Origin of the sequence: Marinobacter sp. UBA5687 (assembly GCF_002420325.1) — a bacterium.
Lineage (GTDB): Bacteria > Pseudomonadota > Gammaproteobacteria > Pseudomonadales > Oleiphilaceae > Marinobacter > Marinobacter nauticus.
The window spans coordinates 8,735-28,226 of the sequence record NZ_DIHV01000045.1 but is presented as its reverse complement, the minus strand read 5'-3'; the positions used below and the strand labels follow the sequence as shown (position 1 = coordinate 28,226).

General features: G+C 58.1%; 18 protein-coding genes. 8 read left to right on the top strand and 10 right to left on the bottom strand.

Annotation, left to right across the window (positions count from 1 at the left end; translation table 11 throughout):
- The first annotated feature begins 89 nt into the window (after nucleotides 1-89).
- Entirely contained in the window at nucleotides 90-1,139 is a 1,050-nt protein-coding gene (locus B3Y70_RS04930; RefSeq protein ID WP_199452470.1) for an HDOD domain-containing protein, read from the top strand.
- Here B3Y70_RS04930 and B3Y70_RS04925 read toward each other — a convergent pair.
- The gene (locus tag B3Y70_RS04925) at nucleotides 1,122-2,477 is read right to left on the bottom strand and encodes a YihY/virulence factor BrkB family protein (RefSeq protein WP_199452471.1); all 1,356 of its coding nucleotides are present in this window, start codon (nucleotides 2,475-2,477) and stop codon (nucleotides 1,122-1,124) included. The two genes, B3Y70_RS04930 and B3Y70_RS04925, sit on opposite strands and share 18 nt — an antisense overlap.
- 125 nt (nucleotides 2,478-2,602) lie before the next feature.
- A complete protein-coding gene (locus B3Y70_RS04920; protein WP_199452472.1) occupies nucleotides 2,603-3,538 on the bottom strand; it encodes a D-2-hydroxyacid dehydrogenase in 936 nt (311 codons plus the stop codon).
- A gap of 74 nt (nucleotides 3,539-3,612) precedes the next feature.
- Here B3Y70_RS04920 and tmpT point away from each other — a divergent pair, with 74 nt between their 5' ends.
- The 4 genes from tmpT (at nucleotide 3,613) to B3Y70_RS04900 (ending at nucleotide 9,337) form a co-directional block, all read left to right on the top strand.
- Nucleotides 3,613-4,272 (top strand): thiopurine S-methyltransferase, encoded by a 660-nt coding sequence (gene tmpT / locus B3Y70_RS04915; RefSeq protein WP_011786497.1) that lies wholly within the window; start codon nucleotides 3,613-3,615, stop codon nucleotides 4,270-4,272.
- A gap of 270 nt (nucleotides 4,273-4,542) precedes the next feature.
- Nucleotides 4,543-6,465 carry a PrkA family serine protein kinase gene (locus B3Y70_RS04910; protein ID WP_011786498.1) on the top strand — a complete coding sequence of 641 codons (1,923 nt, stop codon included), beginning with the start codon at nucleotides 4,543-4,545 and terminating at the stop codon, nucleotides 6,463-6,465.
- 20 nt (nucleotides 6,466-6,485) lie between these two features.
- Nucleotides 6,486-7,781, top strand: a complete 1,296-nt coding sequence (locus B3Y70_RS04905) for a YeaH/YhbH family protein (RefSeq protein ID WP_023008560.1) — start codon at nucleotides 6,486-6,488, stop codon at nucleotides 7,779-7,781.
- Nucleotides 7,778-9,337, top strand: coding sequence for a SpoVR family protein (locus tag B3Y70_RS04900; RefSeq protein WP_023012225.1), 1,560 nt, complete (start codon nucleotides 7,778-7,780; stop codon nucleotides 9,335-9,337). Before B3Y70_RS04905 ends, B3Y70_RS04900 begins: the two co-directional genes overlap by 4 nt.
- On the opposite strand, the gene B3Y70_RS04895 is transcribed toward B3Y70_RS04900, so the two are convergent.
- Genes B3Y70_RS04895 through B3Y70_RS04885 form a run of 3 tightly spaced genes read right to left on the bottom strand, consistent with a single transcriptional unit; the run spans nucleotide 9,304 to nucleotide 11,722 of the window.
- Entirely contained in the window at nucleotides 9,304-10,665 is a 1,362-nt protein-coding gene (locus tag B3Y70_RS04895; RefSeq protein ID WP_199452473.1) for a sensor histidine kinase, read from the bottom strand. The genes B3Y70_RS04900 and B3Y70_RS04895 overlap by 34 nt on opposite strands.
- Nucleotides 10,665-11,336, bottom strand: coding sequence for a winged helix-turn-helix domain-containing protein (locus tag B3Y70_RS04890; RefSeq protein ID WP_023012227.1), 672 nt, complete (start codon nucleotides 11,334-11,336; stop codon nucleotides 10,665-10,667). Before B3Y70_RS04890 ends, B3Y70_RS04895 begins: the two co-directional genes overlap by 1 nt.
- Entirely contained in the window at nucleotides 11,336-11,722 is a 387-nt protein-coding gene (locus B3Y70_RS04885; RefSeq protein ID WP_051995655.1) for a PepSY domain-containing protein, read from the bottom strand. The genes B3Y70_RS04890 and B3Y70_RS04885 overlap by 1 nt, the downstream gene beginning before the upstream one ends.
- A 149-nt stretch (nucleotides 11,723-11,871) precedes the next feature.
- Between B3Y70_RS04885 and B3Y70_RS04880 the strand changes: the two genes are divergently transcribed.
- Nucleotides 11,872-12,336 (top strand): hypothetical protein, encoded by a 465-nt coding sequence (locus tag B3Y70_RS04880; RefSeq protein WP_014422430.1) that lies wholly within the window; start codon nucleotides 11,872-11,874, stop codon nucleotides 12,334-12,336.
- 52 nt (nucleotides 12,337-12,388) lie between these two features.
- Here B3Y70_RS04880 and B3Y70_RS04875 read toward each other — a convergent pair whose 3' ends face one another.
- The 4 genes from B3Y70_RS04875 to B3Y70_RS04860 all read right to left on the bottom strand — a co-directional run bounded on the left by B3Y70_RS04875 (nucleotide 12,389) and on the right by B3Y70_RS04860 (nucleotide 15,856).
- Nucleotides 12,389-13,747, bottom strand: a complete 1,359-nt coding sequence (locus B3Y70_RS04875; RefSeq protein ID WP_153740678.1) for a TrpB-like pyridoxal phosphate-dependent enzyme — start codon at nucleotides 13,745-13,747, stop codon at nucleotides 12,389-12,391.
- A gap of 101 nt (nucleotides 13,748-13,848) precedes the next feature.
- Nucleotides 13,849-14,586 (bottom strand): LrgB family protein, encoded by a 738-nt coding sequence (locus tag B3Y70_RS04870; protein WP_022990872.1) that lies wholly within the window; start codon nucleotides 14,584-14,586, stop codon nucleotides 13,849-13,851.
- Nucleotides 14,579-14,959 carry a CidA/LrgA family protein gene (locus B3Y70_RS04865; protein WP_011786507.1) on the bottom strand — a complete coding sequence of 127 codons (381 nt, stop codon included), beginning with the start codon at nucleotides 14,957-14,959 and terminating at the stop codon, nucleotides 14,579-14,581. The genes B3Y70_RS04870 and B3Y70_RS04865 overlap by 8 nt, the downstream gene beginning before the upstream one ends.
- Nucleotides 14,960-14,962: 3 nt before the next feature.
- The gene (locus B3Y70_RS04860; RefSeq protein WP_273031075.1) at nucleotides 14,963-15,856 is read right to left on the bottom strand and encodes a bile acid:sodium symporter family protein; all 894 of its coding nucleotides are present in this window, start codon (nucleotides 15,854-15,856) and stop codon (nucleotides 14,963-14,965) included.
- Between the two features lie 215 nt (nucleotides 15,857-16,071).
- On the opposite strand from B3Y70_RS04860, the gene B3Y70_RS04855 reads away from it, so the two are divergent.
- The gene (locus B3Y70_RS04855; RefSeq protein WP_022990869.1) at nucleotides 16,072-17,496 is read left to right on the top strand and encodes a WS/DGAT/MGAT family O-acyltransferase; all 1,425 of its coding nucleotides are present in this window, start codon (nucleotides 16,072-16,074) and stop codon (nucleotides 17,494-17,496) included.
- Nucleotides 17,497-17,508: 12 nt separating this feature from the next.
- Here B3Y70_RS04855 and B3Y70_RS04850 read toward each other — a convergent pair whose 3' ends face one another.
- Nucleotides 17,509-18,132 (bottom strand): TetR family transcriptional regulator, encoded by a 624-nt coding sequence (locus B3Y70_RS04850; RefSeq protein WP_014422436.1) that lies wholly within the window; start codon nucleotides 18,130-18,132, stop codon nucleotides 17,509-17,511.
- Between the two features lie 194 nt (nucleotides 18,133-18,326).
- On the opposite strand from B3Y70_RS04850, the gene B3Y70_RS04845 reads away from it, so the two are divergent.
- Nucleotides 18,327-19,433 carry a ferredoxin reductase gene (locus B3Y70_RS04845; protein WP_273031077.1) on the top strand — a complete coding sequence of 369 codons (1,107 nt, stop codon included), beginning with the start codon at nucleotides 18,327-18,329 and terminating at the stop codon, nucleotides 19,431-19,433.
- Nucleotides 19,434-19,492 lie beyond the last annotated feature (59 nt).

Sequence of the window (19,492 nt, the reverse complement as noted above, 5' to 3'; positions counted from 1 at the left end):
CGTTGTCAGGGCTGTGCAGGGTTGCATTACGCTACTATACTGGCCAGATAACCAGTCCATTCTTTATACACGCTATCCGGAGGCAAAGGATGCCGGGCTTTTTTTCCTGGATATCAGGCCTGTTCAACAGCACTCAACCCGTTCCGCAGGCTGCGTCCGAAACCCGCCTCTTTAATCCTTCCAGTACCAGCCAGCCAAGCCAGAGCAACGATGAAGGCGACATCGTCGGCCAGCTGGAAGACCACCTGTTTAGTTGGTTGCTGGATGTGGAACCCGCGCGCCTTCGTGCCAGCACAGACAGCGGTGAAAAGGACCTGGCCGAACTGGAACGGCGCCTGCAAATGAACGAGATGGAAGAGCTGCCCCGGAAACCTGGCAGCTTGCCCATGTTGATGCGAGCACTGTCCAATGAAGCCACCGAACGCAAAGAGCTAACCCGCATCATTCTGAGTGACCCGTCACTGACCGACCAGTTGCTCCAGGTGGCCAACAGCCCCTACTTCCGCCCGAGTGAACACGTCATAGAATCCGTTGACCAGGCGGTGTTCGTGCTGGGTGTGGACGGCATCCGGAACGTGATTGCTGCAGCGGTTATGCGGCCTATGATGGCGGCCCGAAACAGCCGCGAGGCACTCTTCGCCCAACGATCCTGGCGCTGGGGCCTGACCTGCGCCCGAGCGGCGGAAATGATTGCCAAGATTCACCGGGACGACACCAGCGCCCACTTCATGGTTGGCCTGCTGCCTGCATTGGCGTACATCACCATTCGCAGGGAACTGGGGCGTATCTACCGCACCAGGGGCTCTGGCAGTGAACCGGAGCCGGCGTTACTGAGATTGGCCCTGGCCCGCTATCAGTGGGCCACCTGCCAGTTACTGGCCAATGTCTGGAATCTGCCCCCCAAATACCATGCCTGGCTGTTATCGGCGGAACGGCCGGCGCCACGGCAGGCCCACTCCGCACTGACCGACGGCCTGCTTCTGGGCACCCGGGAAGTGCTGCGCCATGCCCGCCAGAGGAACCTGTCGGAAGAAAATCTGATTCGTATTGTGCACCTTTCCCCGGAGCAACTGGGCAGGGTACGTACGGTATTGCTCAGAATGCTCCAGGAAGGCAAAAGTTCACAGGTTCGGACCTGACTCCGGTGCTTTGACAATAGCCGCACCGGGCGGTGTAGCGGCATTCAGCAGGCTGGCAAAGCTGACATCGTCACTGGTGGGCGCAAGATCGATCAGTTCCCTCGGCATGGCCCCGGCAGGCAGGCGATCCACCACCCGGTCTTCGTCCTTGCGCACGGCCCGCAGCACGCTGCCGACCGTAATCAGATCCAGTGTTCGCCCTGGAACCAGCTGATCGCCATCTCGTCCCGCCAGATTCAGCAATCCGGCGCGGATCAGCTTGTCGCTGATCTTGCGGGTGACTTCGCCGGGGATCCGCAACTGCTGCTCCAGAGACTCCTGCTGAGGCGCCGGTTCACCGCAGCTGAACGGCTTGGCCACCATCCACATCAGGGCAAGCCCTACCCGCTCCTGCAATTCCGGCGCAAGCTGGACATTGCGGCGCTTGGCCACGGCCCCCGGGTTCTGCAGATAGAACGCCAGGCTGGCACCGAGCAGCAGAATCATCCAGTTCAGATAGGTCCAGATCAGCAGAATGATACCGACCGCAAAACCGGAGTAGATGGCCGCATACTTGGCCGAGCCGGCCACGAACGAGGCAAACAGCATGCCGCCAGCCTGCCAGGAAACGCCGGCCACCAGCCCGGCGATAAACGCGTAGCGCAGCTTCACCCGGGTGTTAGGGATAAAGATATAAACAAAGGTGAACGCGCCCACCACCAGGAAAAACGGTGTAAATCGACTGGCAAGGACAATCAGCGAACCAAACGGCTCGATGGCCATAAGATTCTGCGCGATTTCTGAAGAGAATATGGTGGCGGTTACCCCGATAGCCGAAACCATCAACAAAGGGCCGACCATGATGACGCTCAGATAGTTACTGAAACGCTGTGCCATGGAGCGCATTTCCGGCACCCGCCAGATCATGTTGAACGAGCGCTCGATTTTCTGAACCAGGGAAATGACGGTGTACACCAACAAGGCCAGACCCACCGAGCCCAACACACCGACTTTCATATTATCGACAAAGCCCAGGATTCGCTCAGCCACCTCCACACCCTGTGGGCCCATCGGCTGGAAGAACTGGTACAGGAATGGCTCCATGCGCTGGTGCACACCCAGCGCTTTCAGCACGGAAAAGCTCAGGGCGAGCAACGGCACAATGCTGAGCAACGTGGTGTAAACCAGGCTCATGGCGTGCAGTGTCAGCTGACCACTGATCACATCGCGGATCAGGGCATAAGCCGAGCGCCCGGATTTATACAGCCAGGTCCAGGGCCAGGTCTGCGGTGGGTTGGAATTGGACAGTATCCAGTCTTCAGCAGCCTGCAGCCGCTCTTTCATCTGGGTGGAAGCCACGTAACATCCTGCTTGTCAGTGTTTCTTCAAGCTTATCAGGCAGCTGTCAGTAAACAACCCGGAAACCGGGTATTTGTTGTACACCCGGACAAATCCTCCTGACGGCGGGCTTCCTTCACCCGACTTCAGGTAACCGACGCCAGATTGCGCGCCGTAATCTCCACAATTCGCTGTCGCGCCTCCTGGCTCGCCCAGGCAGAGTGTGGGGTCAGAATCAGATTGGGAACATTGTCTGCCAGCAGCGGGTTACCATTGCGGGGAGGTTCTTCGGTCAACACATCAAAGCCTGCACCGGCAATGTCGCCATTCCGCAAGGCGTCAGCCAAAGCCGATTCATCAACCAAGCCGCCTCTACTGGTGTTGATCAGCAGTGCCGACGACTTCATTAAACCCAGTTCCCGGGCGCCAATCATGTTGCGGGTTTCTTCTGTCAGCAGGCAGTGCAGTGATAGCACGTCAGCCTGCACCAACAGTTCATCCAGCGGAATTCGAGGGTAGCCATCCACCTCGCCAGGCTCTTGGCCGGGCCGGCAGCCGAGGACGATGTTCATGCCAAACGCCTTTGCCCGTTCCGCCACACCCTGGCCAAGATCGCCGTAGCCGACAATGCCCAGAGTTTTGCCTTCCAGCTCCATAATCGGGTAGTCCATCAGGCAGAACATATCGCTTTTGGCCCACTGGCCGTTGCGGGCATCCCGGTTGTAATCCAGCAGCCGGGTGGCCAGTGCCAGGATGAGTGCCATGGTGTGCTGGGCAACGGTGGAACGGCCATAGTTGGTAACGTTCATTACCTTGATGTCGTGGGCCTTGGCGGCTTCCAGATCGATGTTATTGAGGCCGGTTGCCACCACCGCGATGGTTTTCAGTTCCGGGCAGGCTTCAAAATGTTCACGGCCCAGCACAACCTTGTTAACCAGCACCGTATCAAAGCCCTGAATCCTTTGAATCACCTGCTCGGGGTTGGTGCGCGGGTGGCAGGTCAGTCCACCGGTCATGTTTTCAATGGGGCTCAGATCCACATCCTCGCCCAGCGTTGCGGCATCCAGAAAAACGGCTTTCATACTTTTCTCCTGACTCATCGACCCCACAGATTAAGGTAGACTGAGGAAAACGATCAATCTCCGGGAGGCTACCCATGGAACACGAATTCTGGCACGAACGCTGGGCAAAAGACCAAATCGGCTTCCACGAAGGCACGGTTAATCAGTACCTGCATGACCACTGGCCCGAACTGGCAGGCAACGGCACCGACGCCGTGTTCGTTCCCCTGTGCGGCAAAGCCCATGACATGTGGTGGCTGCACGATCGCGGGCATCCGATTATCGGTGTGGAGTTAAGCGAGGTTGCCTGCAAGGACTTTTTCGAGGAAGCGCAGGAGAAAGCCAGCGTTCACCCGGGCGAACCCTTTACCACCTTCCGCCATGACGATCTTCAAATCTGGTGTGGGGATTATTTCCAGCTGGTGCCGGACGACCTCAAACACATTCGCCTGGTGTACGACCGGGCTGCCCTGATCGCCCTGCCCCCGGAAATGCGCAAGAGCTATGTCAATCATCTCACCGCTATTATTCCGGACGACACCAGAATCCTGCTGATCACGCTGGATTACGACAGTTCGGAAATGCAGGGCCCTCCGTTCAACGTTACCGACGACGAAGTGTTCAGGCTCTACGGTGAGGATTATGAGATCAATCAGGTGCTGAAACGGGACATGGCCCGTGACAACCCGTTTGCCAAACGCCGGGGCCTGAGAAACGGCGCCACAGAGAGTGTTTTTACCCTCGTCAAGAAATAACCTTAGATCATGGGCGGTAAGTCCCTGGTGTCCCGTCTGGCTTACCGCCCGAAACATAATTTAATGAACCTAATTTGACTGCTCACTGTCCAACCCCCGAACTCTGAACTAAGCTCAGATTAAGCAGGCCGGAAACCTCCGGATAACGTATACCTGCTTAACACCATCCCATTCATTCCTTAACCAGACACACCGCCGGGACAGGCGGCGAAACAGCAACGGGGACATTGCGTGAATTTATAACAGGCAAGAGTAAGCGAGGGGCCATCTATGAGCATTCTGCAGCACTTCAAAGACCGGTATGAACAGACTCAGGAGGAGGAATACTCCCTTGAGGAATACCTGGAGATCTGCAAAAAGGACCCAACGGCATACGCCACCGCCGCGGAGCGGATGTTGATTGCCATCGGCGAACCAGAACTGATCGATACCTCCCGTGACCCCCGCCTGTCACGCATCTTCTCGAACAAAGTCATCAAGCGTTACCCCGAATTTGACGAGTTTTACGGCATGGAAGATGCCGTCGAAAACATCGTTTCGTTCTTCCGCCACGCAGCCCAGGGTCTGGAGGAGAAGAAGCAGATTCTCTACCTGCTCGGCCCCGTTGGCGGCGGTAAGTCTTCCCTGGCCGAGAAACTCAAGGCCTTGATGCAGAAGGTCCCCTTCTACGCCATCAAAGGCTCTCCGGTAAACGAAAGCCCGCTAGGCCTGTTCGACCCGGCCGAGGATGGCCCGATTCTGGAAGAGGAATACGGCATTCCCGGCCGCTACCTGAAAAACATCATGTCACCCTGGGCAGTCAAACGCCTGCATGAGTTTGGCGGCGACATCAGCCAGTTCCGGGTGGTTAAACGTTACCCCTCGGTGCTGGACCAGATCGGTGTATCCAAGACCGAGCCGGGCGACGACAACAACCAGGACATCTCGGCCCTGGTGGGCAAGGTCAACATCCGCATGCTGGAAGACTATTCCCAGGATGATCCGGATGCCTACAGCTTCAGCGGCGGCCTGTGCAAAGCCAACCAGGGGCTGATGGAGTTTGTGGAAATGTTCAAGGCACCGATCAAGGTGCTGCATCCGCTACTGACGGCCACCCAGGAAGGCAACTACAACACCACCGAGGGCATGGGCTCGGTGCCCTTCGACGGCGTGATCCTGGCCCACTCCAATGAATCCGAGTGGCAGACGTTCCGCAACAACAAGCACAACGAAGCCTTCCTGGACCGGGTGTACATCGTCAAGGTGCCCTACTGTGTGCGGGTCACTGAGGAGATTGAAATCTATCGCAAGCTGCTGAAGCACAGCTCACTGTCCGGAGCGCCCTGCGCACCCGACACTCTTGATATGCTGGCCCAGTTCTCGGTGCTGTCGCGGATCAAGGAGCCGGAAAATTCCAGCATCTTCTCCAAAATGAAGGTATACGACGGCCAGAGCATCAAGGACACCGACCCCAAGGCCAAGTCCATCCAGGAGTACCGGGATGCTGCCGGGGTGATGGAAGGCATGGACGGTCTGTCTACCCGCTTTGCCTTCAAGATCCTGTCAAAGGTATTCAATTTCGACACCACCGAGATTGCCGCCAACCCTGTGCACCTGCTCTATGTGCTGGAAAAGCAGATCGAACAGGAACAGTTCCAGCCGGAGTTGCAGGAAAAATACCTGCGCTTCATAAAGGAATACCTGGCGCCCCACTACGTCCAGTTTATTGGCAAGGAAATCCAGACGGCTTATCTGGAAAGCTACAGCGAGTACGGCCAGAACCTGTTCGACCGCTATGTCACCTATGCCGATTTCTGGATTCAGGATCAAGAGTTCCGGGACCCGGAAACCGGCGAGATTCTGGACCGTTCCTCCATCAACGATGAGCTGGAGAAAATCGAAAAACCGGCGGGCATATCCAACCCGAAGGACTTCCGCAACGAAGTGGTCAACTTTGTGCTGCGGGCCCGGGCCAACAACGGCGGCAAGAATCCGTCCTGGCTCAGCTACGAGAAGCTGCGCAGCGTGATCGAGAAGAAGATGTTCTCGAACACCGAAGACCTGTTGCCGGTGATTTCCTTCAATCCGAAGGCCAGCCAGGAAGACCAGAAGAAGCACAAGCAGTTTGTGGAACGCATGGTTGACCGTGGGTACACCGAGAAACAGGTTCGCTTGCTCGCCGAGTGGTACCTGCGCGTCCGGAAATCCCATTAACGGCCAGCGGGAGCAGTACCATGGGTATGACCCACATTGTTGACCGGCGCCTGAACGGCAAGAACAAGAGCGCAGTGAACCGGGAACGGTTCCTGCGCCGTTACCGCCACCACATCAAGAAGGCGGTGTCGGATGCCGTGCAGAAGCGCTCCATCACCGATATCGAACGGGGCGAGAAAGTAAGCATCCCCGCCCGGGATATTGACGAGCCCATATTCCACCACGGCCACGGTGGCCGGCGCGAGGTGGTGCACCCCGGCAATCAGGAATGGGTGGCCGGGGACACCATCCCCAAACCCGAGAGCGGCGGTGGCCAGGGCCAGGGGCAAGGCCAGGCCAGCCCGGACGGAGAAGGCATGGATGAGTTCGCCTTCCAGATTACCCAGGAAGAGTTTCTCGACTTCCTGTTCGACGATCTGGAGCTGCCCAATCTGGCCCGGAAAAAACTCAAGGACACCGAAGCCTTCAGTTATGTACGCTCGGGCTTCACCACCCAGGGCGTGCCCGCCAAGCTGGATGTGGTGCGTTCCCTTCGGGGCGCCCACGCCCGGCGTCTGGGCCTGGGCGGCGCGCGCAAGAAAAAGATCCGGGACCTGGAAAAACAGCTCGAGGCGCTGAAAAGCGCACCGAATGATCTCGATCCGGCCTTCAGCCATGAAGACCAGATCAAGGTGCTGGAAGAGGAAATCGCGCGGCTGAAAGCCAACGTCAAACGCATTCCTTTCATTGACGAGATCGACCTGCGCTACAGGCAACACCTGAAGCAGCCCAAACCCGCCACCAGTGCGGTGATGTTCTGCCTGATGGATGTATCCGGTTCCATGACCCAGATGCACAAGGACATCGCCAAACGCTTCTTTATCCTGCTGTATCTGTTCCTGAAGAAGAACTACAAGAAAATCGAAGTGGTGTTTATCCGCCACCACACCAGCGCCAAGGAAGTGGACGAAGAAGAGTTCTTCTACAGCCGGGAAACCGGGGGCACCATTGTCTCCAGTGCTCTGAAACTGATGCACCGGATTGTCGAAGCCCGATACTCGCCGGCGGAATGGAATATCTATGCCGCCCAGGCGTCCGACGGCGACAACTGGAACGATGACTCCCCCATCTGCGGCAAGCTGCTGTCTGAGCGGATTCTGCCGCTGGTGCAGTACTACTCCTACATCGAAATCACGCCCCAGGATCACCAGATGCTCTGGTACGAATACGAGAAAATCATGGAGCAGTTTCCCCAGAGCTTCGCCATGCAGCAGATTGCCGATCCTGGCGACATTTACCCGGTCTTCCGACAGTTGTTCGAGAGGAAAGCGGCATGAGCAGCCTGATTGATCGCCCGAACGCACCGGAGAGCGAACAACCCAAGGCAGGTAAGCCCATTTCCACCAGTTCGGAATGGACCTTCGAACTGATCCAGAAATACGATGAGGAAATTGCCAAATGCGCCGCCGAGTTTGGACTGGACACTTACCCGAACCAGATTGAAGTGATTACCGCCGAGCAGATGATGGATGCCTACAGCTCCGTCGGCATGCCAGTGGGCTATCATCACTGGTCCTTCGGCAAGCAGTTCCTGCAAACCTCCAAGGGCTATCAGCGGGGCCAGATGGGGCTGGCCTATGAGATTGTGATCAATTCCAATCCCTGTATCGCCTACCTGATGGAAGAGAACACCCTGCCCATGCAGGCCCTGGTGATTGCCCACGCCAGCTATGGCCACAACTCGTTCTTCAAGGGCAATTATCTGTTCCGCACCTGGACAGACGCCAGTGCCATCATCGATTACCTGGTGTTTGCCCGGCATTATGTGTCGGAGTGCGAGGAGCGACACGGCGTGGATGCCGTGGAAGAAATTCTCGACTCCTGCCACGCACTGATGAACTACGGCGTTGACCGCTACAAGCGCCCTGCCCCGATTTCAGCCGCCGAGGAGGCCCGCCGGCAGAAGGAGCGGGAAGAATACGAACAACGCCGCATCAACGATCTGTGGCGAACCATCCCCAAAGCAGAGGACGACGGGGACCCGATTCGCCGCAGGCCCCGATATCCGGAGGAGCCTCAGGAAAACCTGTTGTACTTCATCGAGAAAAACGCGCCTTTGCTGGAAACCTGGCAGCGGGAACTGGTGCGCATCGTGCGCAAGCTGGCCCAGTATTTCTATCCACAACGCCAGACCCAGGTAATGAACGAAGGCTGGGCCACGTTCTGGCACTACACGCTGTTGCACCGGTTGTACGACAAGGGGCTGGTGAACGATGGCTTCATGCTGGAATTTCTGCAAAGCCACTCCGCCGTGGTATACCAGCCACCCTTCAACAGCCCATGGTATTCCGGCCTGAACCCCTACACCCTGGGTTTCTCCATCTTCACCGATCTTCGACGCATCTGTGAAAACCCTACCAATGAGGACCGGGAATGGTTCCCGGACATCGCCGGTACAGACTGGCTGGAAACCCTGCATTTCGCCATGCACAACTTCAAGGACGAGAGCTTTATCCAGCAGTTCCTGTCACCGAAGGTGATGCGTGACCTGAAGCTGTTCGCCATCGAAAGCGACGATCGGGAAGACCACTACACCGTCACCGCCATTCACGATGAGCCCGGTTATCGCGCGCTGCGGGAAAAGCTGGCCCGCCAATACAACCTCAGTTACCGGGAGCCGAACATTCAGGTATGGAGTGTGGATATTCGCGGTGATCGTTCGCTAACCCTGCGCCACATCCCGGTAGACCGAGTGCCACTGGGCCAGGAAACCGACGAAGTGCTGCGGCACGTACACCGGCTATGGGGCTTTGATGTGCATCTGGAGAGCGTGGATGAAGGCACCCTGGTGGAAGAGCATCACTGCCCGCCGCGGGCCTTGGACGATGAGTGAGATGGAAAGCGCACGCTGGCCTGTAACCCTCCGAGGGGAGATCGGGCCAGGGTCAGCGTGCCGCCATACAGTTCAGCCAGCTCTTTGACGATCGCCAGGCCCAGACCGGAACCGGACCGGGTTTCATCCAGCCGGGTGCCCCGTGTCAGAGCCTGCTCGATATCGGTGTCAGACAGGCCAGGGCCGTCATCCTCCACCATCAGTGCCAGACCATCCGGCAAGCCTTCTACCCGAAACTTTACCTGACTCTCCGCCCAGTTGATGGCATTTTCCAGCAGGTTGCCCGCAATTTCCTGTAAATCCTGTTGTTCAAGCCGAACCGCGCCCGTATCGCCCAGGTCGCTTTCGAGGGTAACGCCACGGCGTTGCGCGAGAGTATTGAGTGCCGACAGCACCGGCGCCAGGGTTTCACCAAGATCCACACGCCCCAGGGCGGCCGGTCCGGCCGCTGAAGCCCTGGCCAGATGATGGCGCACGGCGTCATCGATGCGGCTCAGTTCGGTACGGAAAGCGGTTCTCTGCACCGACGGCAAACGATCACTCAGGGTGGTAAGCACAGATACCGGCGTTTTCAGGGCATGGGCCAGATTGCCCGCAGCCGTGCGCCCACGCTCAATCAGTATCTGATCCCGTTCAAGCACCTGATTCATGGCCTCGGAGAGCCGCGCAAGTTCTTCGGGCAGATCACTGGTCAGTGAACGGGTCTGGCCGGACTCCATGGCCCGGAGATCCCGCTCCAGACGCCGAAGCGGTGCCAGGCCCCAGCGGATCTGCAACCCGATCATCACCAGTAACAGCGTACCGAGCGTGGTCAGCGAAACCACCAGCAATCGGTTGAAGCGCGCAACCTGGGCATCCAGCTCCGCCTGGTCGGCCGCGACAGACACCGATAACCAGCCTTCGAAAGCCGGTAACTGGACATCCCGCTCCACTATCCGAAGTGTCTGGCCGCGCGGCCCCGGGGCCTGGGCCCAGTCCGGCCCCCGGCCACTGATCTGTGGCAGTCGCTGGTCCCACAATGACCGGGAGGTGATCACCCGCCCGCTGTTGTCGTTGACCTGCCAGTACCAGCCGGAATACACCCGCTCGAAGCGCGGTTCACCCAGTTGCGGGCCGGGGGTCAATTCACCGGTCTGAGGGTCAGACTCAATGCCGGCAATGACCACATTCAGGAACGATAACAGGCGCTCATCAAAGGACTGGCTCAGCGTCTGGCGAAAGTTCCAGGCCAATACGGTACCGGCCAGCGGCAACACCACCAGGACCAATACCAGGGCAGACACCAGCATCCGCAGCGCCACCGGCCAGCGGCGCAGACGTGTCAGCATCAGGATGGTTCTCCGTGACCGTTCATACGGTAGCCCTGGCCACGGATGGTCTCGATAGCCTGGGCGCCGAGTTTGCGCCGCAACCGGCTGACCTGGACATCGATAACATTGGAATCCGGCTCCTGGTCGCCGTCATAGACATGTTCGGACAACTCGGTGCGGGACACGATTCTGGGCGCTGCGTGGATCAGATGCGATAACAGCCGGAACTCCTGAGCCGTGAGTGAAACCGGCATACCTGCCCGGGTCACCTGCCCGGCGTGGGTATCCAGCGCAATGTCACCCACGGTAATCACCGGGTGGGCGTGGCCGTGGGACCGGCGCACCAGGGCCCGCAGGCGGAACAGGATTTCAGCCGTTTCAAAGGGCTTGGTGACATAGTCATCGGCACCGGCAGAGAACCCCGCGGCTTTATCGGACCAGCGCTCCCGGGCGGTCAGAATCAGCACCGGCAGATCAATACCCCGCTCCCGCCAACCGGCCAGCCACTGGGTGCCATTGCCATCCGGCAAGCCCAGGTCCAGTACCACCGCATCGTAACGTTCGGTGCTCACCAGAAAGTCGGCCGTGCGGCCTTCCCCGGCAACTTCCACCAGCAGTCCGGCATCCCGCAAGCTACCGGCCAGCCCTTGTGCCAGCGCGGCATCGTCCTCCACCAGAAGAATTTTCATCAGCGTTTCATGCCCTGGATATTCCTGCCCTCTATCTCCAGAACCTCTCCGGTCCGGGCATTGATCTCAAACTCCACCACCTGGCCTTCCGGGCCCAACAACTCGATCTCGTAGAGGATCTCACCATCGTCTTTCTCGATATCCACATCGATCACGTCTCCGCGCCAGTCGCGGGCAAGGCTGTCCAGGATTTCGCTCAGGGGTTTGATACGGCCGGCCTCAACCTCGTGGTGCAGGCGCCGCCAGTCGTCGTCATCATCGGCACAGGCCACCTGGGCAAACGGCAGCGCGCCCACCGCAAACAGAGTCAGCAACAACACCCGGAACACCCGGCGTGAAAACCGGTCTTCGGGTAGCAGCGATGAATGTAAACGAGGTCTGGTCATGGTGTTTATGGTGACAAAAGCCAGATGAACGAATCATGAATGAGCCTATCACGATGCTGAAAGCCCTGCCCCGTTAATCTGGGCTCAAGCTGGTAGCCAACCGGGCAGAACCGGCAGTTTTTCAAACACAGACAAGCTAGGAGAACACCATGAAAAAGACTCTGACCATCGCGCTGATCAGCGGCCTTGTCGCAGCCCCCGCAGCCTTCGCCAAAGGCAGCTTTGACGATGCGGACCGCATGCTTCAGGTTGGTAACAACTACGGTATCAGCCATTTCCAGAGCATCGAATTTGACGACGACCATGATAATGAAATCGAGCTCGAAGGCTGGATGGGCCAGGACTGGTTCGTGGAACTGGACCTGAACGGCAACGGCGACATCGACCGGGAGCAGCGCCGCAAAGCCAAAGGCGAGATCTACGGTGTGAGCGCGGACGATGTGCGCTCTTATCTGAAAGCCGCTCAGCAGCAGGGAATGGCCACTATTGAGGAACTAAAGGTCAACCGCAATGGCGATATTGAAGTGGAAGGCGATGATGAAAACGGTGCGGAACTGGAATTGAAGTTCCGGATCGGAAGCCTGGAGCCATTGAAGATCGAAAGGGACAAGTGAGCAGGAAGCCGCAACCCGGTCAGGCACAGTGCCTGACCGGGGGCAAGTTCAATCAGACGCTGACCGAGGGCAGCCCCGACAACGCCATAGCCAGCTCCTGCTCGCCGTACTCATGGTCGCTCAGTTCACCGGCAAAATACGAGGTATAGGCCGCCATATCGAAATGCCCGTGACCACAAAGGTTGAACAGGATCACCTCCTCCTTGCCCTCGCGCTTGCACCGCAACGCCTCGTCAATCGCACCCTTCACGGCATGATTGGCTTCAGGGGCCGGTACGATCCCTTCGTTGCGCGCAAACAGGACACCCGCCTCAAAGCACTCGCGCTGAGTGTAGGAAACAGCATCGAACAGTCCCAGCTCCTTGGCGTGCGACACCATCGGAGCCATGCCGTGATAGCGCAGGCCGCCAGCATGGAACCCCGGCGGTGTAAAACCTGAACCCAGGGTATGCATCTTGGTGAGTGGTGTCATTTGTGCCGTATCGCCGTAGTCATAGGCGTATTTACCCCGGGTCAACGTCGGACACGCTGAAGGTTCAACCGCGAGAATCCGGGACTTCTCCCCGCCTCTCAACGCATGGCCCATGAACGGGAACGCAATACCCGCGAAATTAGAGCCGCCACCGGTGCACCCAACGATCACGTCTGGCCAGCAATCGGCCATCTCCATCTGTTTCATGGACTCCAGGCCGATTACGGTCTGATGCAACAGGACATGGTTCAGCACGGAACCCAGAGCATATTTGGTGTGCGGATCCTGAACGGCCAGCTCCACCGCCTCGGAAATCGCAATACCGAGACTGCCGGTGTGGTCGGGGTTTTCCCCCAGCACCCGACGACCAAACTCCGTCATTTCTGATGGTGAAGCCACGCAGTTAGCCCCGTAGGTCTCCATCACCGCACGGCGATAGGGCTTCTGGTTGTAGGACACGCGAACCTGGAACACGGTCACATCAATGTCGAACAGGGAGCCTGCAAACGACAGCGAGGTCCCCCACTGACCAGCACCAGTTTCTGTCGTCAGACGCCGAATACCGGCCTCCCGGTTAAAAAAGGCCTGAGGAATCGCGGAATTGGGTTTATGACTGCCCGCAGGACTACCACCCTCGTACTTGTAGAAGATCTTGGCCGGGGTGCCCAGGGCTTTTTCCAGCCGATGCGCCCGAAACATGGGCGCCGGCCGCCACATCCGATAAACATCGCGAACGGGCTCCGGAATCTCCACTTCCCGTTCCGTAGTCATTTCCTGTTCAATCAGCGACGCAGGAAACAATGGCTCCAGATCCGTTGGACCGACCGGCTGCTTTGTTCCCGGGTGGAGGACGGCCGGCAGGGGTTCGGGGAAATCCGCCTGCAGGTTGTACCAATACCTGGGCATCTGTTCTTCGTCGAGCAAGAACTTGGTTTGCATGATGTTAAGACCCTGATGTTGTGCCAATGATTGGCTGAGCATAGCCATTCCAGACAGACATAAAAAGAGTGTAATGCGGCACCCCGGAAAGAACTGCGCGTTTACATGGGCAACCAGTTTTCCAGCATGTCCACCAGCCAGGGCACGAGCAGCGCCGTGGCGAATGCCGAAAGCGCCATGGCCAGGCCTGAAAACGCGCCCATCTGGGAACTGACCTGGAATGCCCGGGCGGTACCAATACCATGGGCCGCCACGCCCATGGCAATCCCTTTTGCGGTGTCATCTTTCACGCGCAACCATTCAAACAGTTTGGTGCCCAGCACCGCACCGGTAATTCCGGTCAACACCACCAGCACCGCCGTGAGCGACGGCAAACCACCAATCTTCTCGGAAATACCCATGGCCACCGGTGCCGTTGCCGATTTAGGCGCCAGCGACATCTGGATTTCCAGGGAACCCCCCAACAACCTTGCCAGGCCCACCGAACTGCCAGCAGCAATAACCACCCCGCTGATCAACGATATCGCGACCGGCAACCAGAGTTGACGGAGCCGTCGAAACTGCTGATACAGAGGAACCGCCAGTGCCACCGTTGCCGGCCCCAGCAGAAAATGCACGAACTGACCGCCCTCAAAGTAATCGCTGTATGAGGTGCCCGTTGCCAACAACAGGAGAATCAGCATCGCCACCGAAGTAACGACGGGATTGGCCAGCGGGTTGGAATGTGTTTTCAGATAGAGTCGGTAGGCCAGCCCGTAGGCCACCAGAGTAATGGTCAGCCCTAGCAGTGGCGACGCCGACAGGTAGACCCAGATGTCGCGCAAACCCGGTTCATTCATGCTGCCCACCTTGTTCTGAAACGGAACGGACAAACCAGCGCGTCGTCAGTTGCATAATCAACGCCGTGGCAACCATGGTGATCACCGTGCTCAGAAACAGAGCCAGGGTGATCGGCAGCCACTCATCCGCTATACGCCCGAAATGCGTCATCATCCCCACGCCCGCAGGCACGAATAGCAGAGACAGATGGCTCAGTAACGCGCTGGAGGCCTCGCTCAGGGAATCCGGGGCACTACCTCGGATCATCAAGGTAACGAACAGCATGACCATGCCAAGCACCGGCCCAGGAATCGGCAGCCCGAGAAGTCGTACCAGAATCTCGCCTGTCAGTTGATAAACCAGCAGTAACGTCACACCGTTCAGAAATTTCATGAATCAGGATTCCCCGCCTGCATGTGTCACGTTGCTTTTGGGAATCACCTTCCGGCCATACATTGCCAGCAGGAAGCCAATGGGGAACATAAGCACACCGTAAACGGCAGCGGGAATCGACATGGTGCTGGACTCCAGCAACGTGAGGGTGACCATCAAACCAATGGTGCCGTTCTTCACACCGAGCTCCACTGCCACCGCCAGGGATTCCCGCTGGGTCAGTCCGGCCACCCTGCCCGCCAGCAAGCCCAGGACGATACCGGCGACATTGAGGGCAATAGTGGAGGGGCCTGCCTGCTTCAGCAGATCCCACATCTGGTCCCGAACGCCATAGAGCAGCGCCACAATCAGCACCGCCAGCACGATGCCACCAAAGATGCTGACCAGGCTCTCAGCCTTGCGCGCAAGCTCCGGCTTGCGGGTTCGCACCAGCATGCCAATGGCCACCGGCAGCAGAACAATAACCACCAGCATGGCAATGGTCTTGCCCACCGGCAGCGAGATGTTCTCTTCCGTGCCCATGAAATGCTGCAGCGCCATGTTGGTAAACAGTGGCAGGGTAAGAATGGTGATCAGGCTGGCGGAGACCGTCAGCACGATGGAAAGCGCAATATTACCCCGGGCCAGAAGCACAAACAGGTTGGACGTGGTACCTCCGGGGCAAGCCGCGATGATCACCAGACCAACGGCAATGGCCGGCGCCACACCGAACAGATAAGCCAGCCCGAACGCCACCATCGGCATCAGGAGAATCTGGGCGAAGGTGCCCACAATCATGCCCTTCGGATACACCGCCACCTGGCGAAAATCCCTCAGGGTAAGCGTCATACCGATACCGATCATGATAATGAACAATGCGATCGGCAAACCTGCCGAGATCAGCGGGCTGGATTCCACAAAGCCTCCGAATATTCTTGTTGTTAGTTCCTATGGCCTTAGAAATTAGCACACGAACCTTCTGACCGGGAGCCCGGCTTCGCGACATTATGTAACCGTGAAACCCTGCAAAAAGATGGGAGCCCAATCCCGGTTTTGATCGTGTGAACCTACCGATATCAGTATACTTGCAGGAAACAACCAAAACACAAATGACTGGCGGAGAATGACAAGGAATGAAACGTCTCGGAACCCTGGACGCCTCCTGGCTGGCGGTTGAATCTGAAGACACCCCGATGCATGTGGGTACGCTTCAGATTTTCTCACTGCCGGAAGGCGCACCAGAAACCTTCCTGCGTGACATGGTCACTCGAATGAAAGAAGCCGGCGATGTGGCACCACCCTGGGGATACAAACTGGCATGGTCTGGTTTCCTCGGGCGTGTGATCGCCCCGGCCTGGAAAGTCGATAAGGATATCGATCTGGATTATCACGTCCGGCACTCAGCCCTGCCCCGCCCCGGCGGGGAACGCGAACTGGGTATTCTGGTATCCCGACTGCACTCTAACCCCCTGGATTTTTCCCGCCCTCTTTGGGAATGCCACGTTATTGAAGGCCTGGAGAACAACCGTTTCGCCCTTTACACCAAAATGCACCACTCGATGATTGACGGCATCAGTGGCGTGCGGCTAATGCAAAGGGTGCTCACCACCGATCCCGAACGCTGCAATATGCCACCGCCCTGGACGGTACGCCCACACCAACGCCGTGGCGCAAAAACCGACAAAGAGGCCAGCGTGCCCGCTGCGGTTTCCCAGGCCATGGACGCCCTGAAACTCCAGGCAGACATGGCCCCCAGGCTATGGCAGGCCGGCAATCGCCTGGTGCATTCGGTTCGACACCCGGAAGACGGACTGACCGCGCCCTTCACAGGCCCGGTTTCGGTGCTCAATCACCGGGTTACCGCGCAGCGACGTTTCGCCACCCAGCATTATCAACTGGACCGACTGAAAAACCTGGCCCATGCTTCCGGCGGCTCCTTGAACGACATCGTGCTTTACCTGTGTGGCACAGCATTGCGTCGCTTTCTGGCCGAGCAGAACAATCTGCCCGACAACCCGCTGACGGCTGGTATACCGGTGAATATCCGGCCGGCAGACGACGAGGGTACGGGCACCCAGATCAGTTTCATGATTGCCTCGCTGGCCACCGACGAAGCTGACCCGTTGAACCGCCTGCAACAGATCAAAACCTCGACCCGACGGGCCAAGGAGCACCTGCAGAAACTTCCCAAAAGTGCCCTGACCCAGTACACCATGCTGCTGATGTCACCCTACATTCTGCAGTTGATGTCGGGTCTCGGGGGGCGGATGCGACCAGTCTTCAACGTGACTATCTCCAACGTGCCCGGCCCGGAAGACACGCTGTATTATGAAGGTGCCCGGCTTGAGGCCATGTATCCGGTATCGCTGATTGCTCACGGCGGCGCACTGAACATCACCTGCCTGAGCTATGCCGGATCGCTGAATTTCGGTTTTACCGGCTGCCGGGATACGCTGCCGAGCATGCAGAAACTGGCGGTTTATACCGGTGAGGCTCTGGATGAGCTGGAATCGCTGATACTGCCGCCGAAGAAGAAGCGCGCCCGAACCCGCAAGTAACCCAGGACGGGGTCAGTCGCTTTGCCAGTGACCAGCCCCGACAAAAATCATCTGCAGGAATCGGGTGGTGCGTTTTCGCACCTGGCCGATCTGATAATCGTCGTCTTCGGAAATGCTGAGCAGATCGGTCAGACTGAAGGCGACGGTGCGCACCACCAGATCACAGGTCATATCCAGATCGGCATCGCTCAGGTGCTCCATGAGCCGGAGCCGGCGTAAGTCATTGGCCAGTTCGCTGGCAAAAAACCGCATCTCGCTGCGAATCCCTTCCTGAACGGCCCGGCTCTCGCCTGCCAGCCCCTGCGCCATAAACAGAAAAAAACTGCGGTTGGCCTGGGCATGGGCCACAAAGATACCCACCGATTCCTCAATCAGCTTGTCGGCCTGCAACACGTTGGCCCTGGCCTCCCTCATCATCCGCCTGAGGACCAGCCCGAGCTCGTCCACCAGCTGCAAACCCAGGTCGTCCATGCTGCGAAAGTGACGGTAGAACGACGTTGGCACCACGCCGGCCTGCCGGGTCACTTCCCGAATACCCAGGCTGGCAAAGTGTCGCCCCTTGCCCACCAGAGTCAGCGCTGCGTTCATCAGCTTCTCTCGGGTTTCGCCGGGCCTGCGTTTCGGTCTGTCTGCCATAGTCTTCCTATCACGATAGTTGCGGTAACAAGTGTACACATCTGACGGCAGAAAAGTCCGCAAAACTTGTCATTTCGAGCCAACGAAGCGCCCCCTGATTGTTACGGCAACCCTCACTGTGTACAGTCGTACACATAAGTGAACAAGTGTACACATCGTTACCAACGATCAGGTACAAACCTTGGAGAAAACCTATGTTGGCAAAAATGAACCAGACCCGCGCCATGCACTGGCTTGCCCGACAGCTACTGAATCGAAGCAACCCTGCCAGTTATTTTGATCCACTGGCGGAGGCCATCAATCCCATGTGGATACAAGCGTACACACCTGCACGGGTAGAGCGCATTCTGGTCGAGACTCACGACACCAAGACTTTTGTGCTCCGGCCTGCCAGCCGATGGAGTGGCTTTCATGCCGGCCAGCACGTGAACATCTGTGTAGATATTGATGGTGTGCGACGCCAGCGCACCTTCAGTCTGTCCAGCTCCCCCCTGCTCTGGCAGAACGACGGCGTGGTCACACTGACCATCAAACGCCTGCCAGGAGGGCTGGTGACCAACTGGCTGCATGATCAGTTGGAAGAAGGCGCGGTACTGGGCCTGACCGAAGCCTTTGGCGACTTTCTGATGCCAGCCATGCCCAAACCGGTGCTGTTTATTGCCGGGGGCAGCGGCATTACGCCGATTCTAAGCCTGATGGAGACCATGGCGACAGAGCACTTCCGGGCACCGGTCACGCTGCTCTACTTTGTTCGCACTCAGGAGGACGTGATCGCCAGTGAAAAACTGGAAGCACTGGCGGCAAGATACTCGGCACTCTCGGTCCGTATTATATGCACCCACGAAACCGACGAGCCGCGCTACCTCAACGACGCCGACCTGGATTCCGTACCCGGTCTGAAGGCCCGCGAGGTTTATCTGTGCGGACCGGGCGGGCTGATGGATCTCACCAATGACCTGCTTTACCAGCGCGGTCTCGGCGAAGAACAGATTCACTGTACGTTTTTCGCCCCTCCGGTTTCCTCCCCCCTCGGTGATGAAACACTCGGCGGCGAGGTGAGTTTTGCCCGCGCCGACCTCAATGTGGATTCCTCCGGCGATGCCACACTGCTGGAGATCGCAGAAGCCGCGGGCCTCAAACCTCAATACGGCTGCCGAATGGGCATCTGCCACCAATGCAGTTGCCGAAAAACCAGCGGCACCGTGATTAACCGGCTGACGGGTAAAGCCTCCGGTCCCGGAGAGGAAAGCGTTCAACTCTGCATTTCCGTACCCCGTGGCCCGGTGACTCTGGAAGCCTGACACACAGAATTCGAGCGTGGCCTCATACAGCCGCAAGGAGACCTTATGATCAAACTTGA

Bases quoted from the DNA above. Each gene is read 5' to 3' on its own strand.
- B3Y70_RS04870 (WP_022990872.1), bottom strand. From the start codon at position 14,586: ATGAATGAACCGGGTTTGCGCGACATCTGGGTCTACCTGTCGGCGTCG.
- B3Y70_RS04910 (WP_011786498.1), top strand. From the start codon at position 4,543: ATGAGCATTCTGCAGCACTTCAAAGACCGGTATGAACAGACTCAGGAG.
- B3Y70_RS04855 (WP_022990869.1), top strand. From the start codon at position 16,072: ATGAAACGTCTCGGAACCCTGGACGCCTCCTGGCTGGCGGTTGAATCT.
- B3Y70_RS04900 (WP_023012225.1), top strand. From the start codon at position 7,778: ATGAGCAGCCTGATTGATCGCCCGAACGCACCGGAGAGCGAACAACCC.
- B3Y70_RS04865 (WP_011786507.1), bottom strand. From the start codon at position 14,959: ATGAAATTTCTGAACGGTGTGACGTTACTGCTGGTTTATCAACTGACA.
- B3Y70_RS04920 (WP_199452472.1), bottom strand. From the start codon at position 3,538: ATGAAAGCCGTTTTTCTGGATGCCGCAACGCTGGGCGAGGATGTGGAT.
- B3Y70_RS04930 (WP_199452470.1), top strand. From the start codon at position 90: ATGCCGGGCTTTTTTTCCTGGATATCAGGCCTGTTCAACAGCACTCAA.
- B3Y70_RS04885 (WP_051995655.1), bottom strand. From the start codon at position 11,722: ATGACCAGACCTCGTTTACATTCATCGCTGCTACCCGAAGACCGGTTT.
- B3Y70_RS04875 (WP_153740678.1), bottom strand. From the start codon at position 13,747: ATGCAAACCAAGTTCTTGCTCGACGAAGAACAGATGCCCAGGTATTGG.
- B3Y70_RS04905 (WP_023008560.1), top strand. From the start codon at position 6,486: ATGGGTATGACCCACATTGTTGACCGGCGCCTGAACGGCAAGAACAAG.
- B3Y70_RS04850 (WP_014422436.1), bottom strand. From the start codon at position 18,132: ATGGCAGACAGACCGAAACGCAGGCCCGGCGAAACCCGAGAGAAGCTG.
- B3Y70_RS04880 (WP_014422430.1), top strand. From the start codon at position 11,872: ATGAAAAAGACTCTGACCATCGCGCTGATCAGCGGCCTTGTCGCAGCC.
- B3Y70_RS04845 (WP_273031077.1), top strand. From the start codon at position 18,327: ATGTTGGCAAAAATGAACCAGACCCGCGCCATGCACTGGCTTGCCCGA.
- tmpT (WP_011786497.1), top strand. From the start codon at position 3,613: ATGGAACACGAATTCTGGCACGAACGCTGGGCAAAAGACCAAATCGGC.
- B3Y70_RS04895 (WP_199452473.1), bottom strand. From the start codon at position 10,665: ATGCTGACACGTCTGCGCCGCTGGCCGGTGGCGCTGCGGATGCTGGTG.
- B3Y70_RS04890 (WP_023012227.1), bottom strand. From the start codon at position 11,336: ATGAAAATTCTTCTGGTGGAGGACGATGCCGCGCTGGCACAAGGGCTG.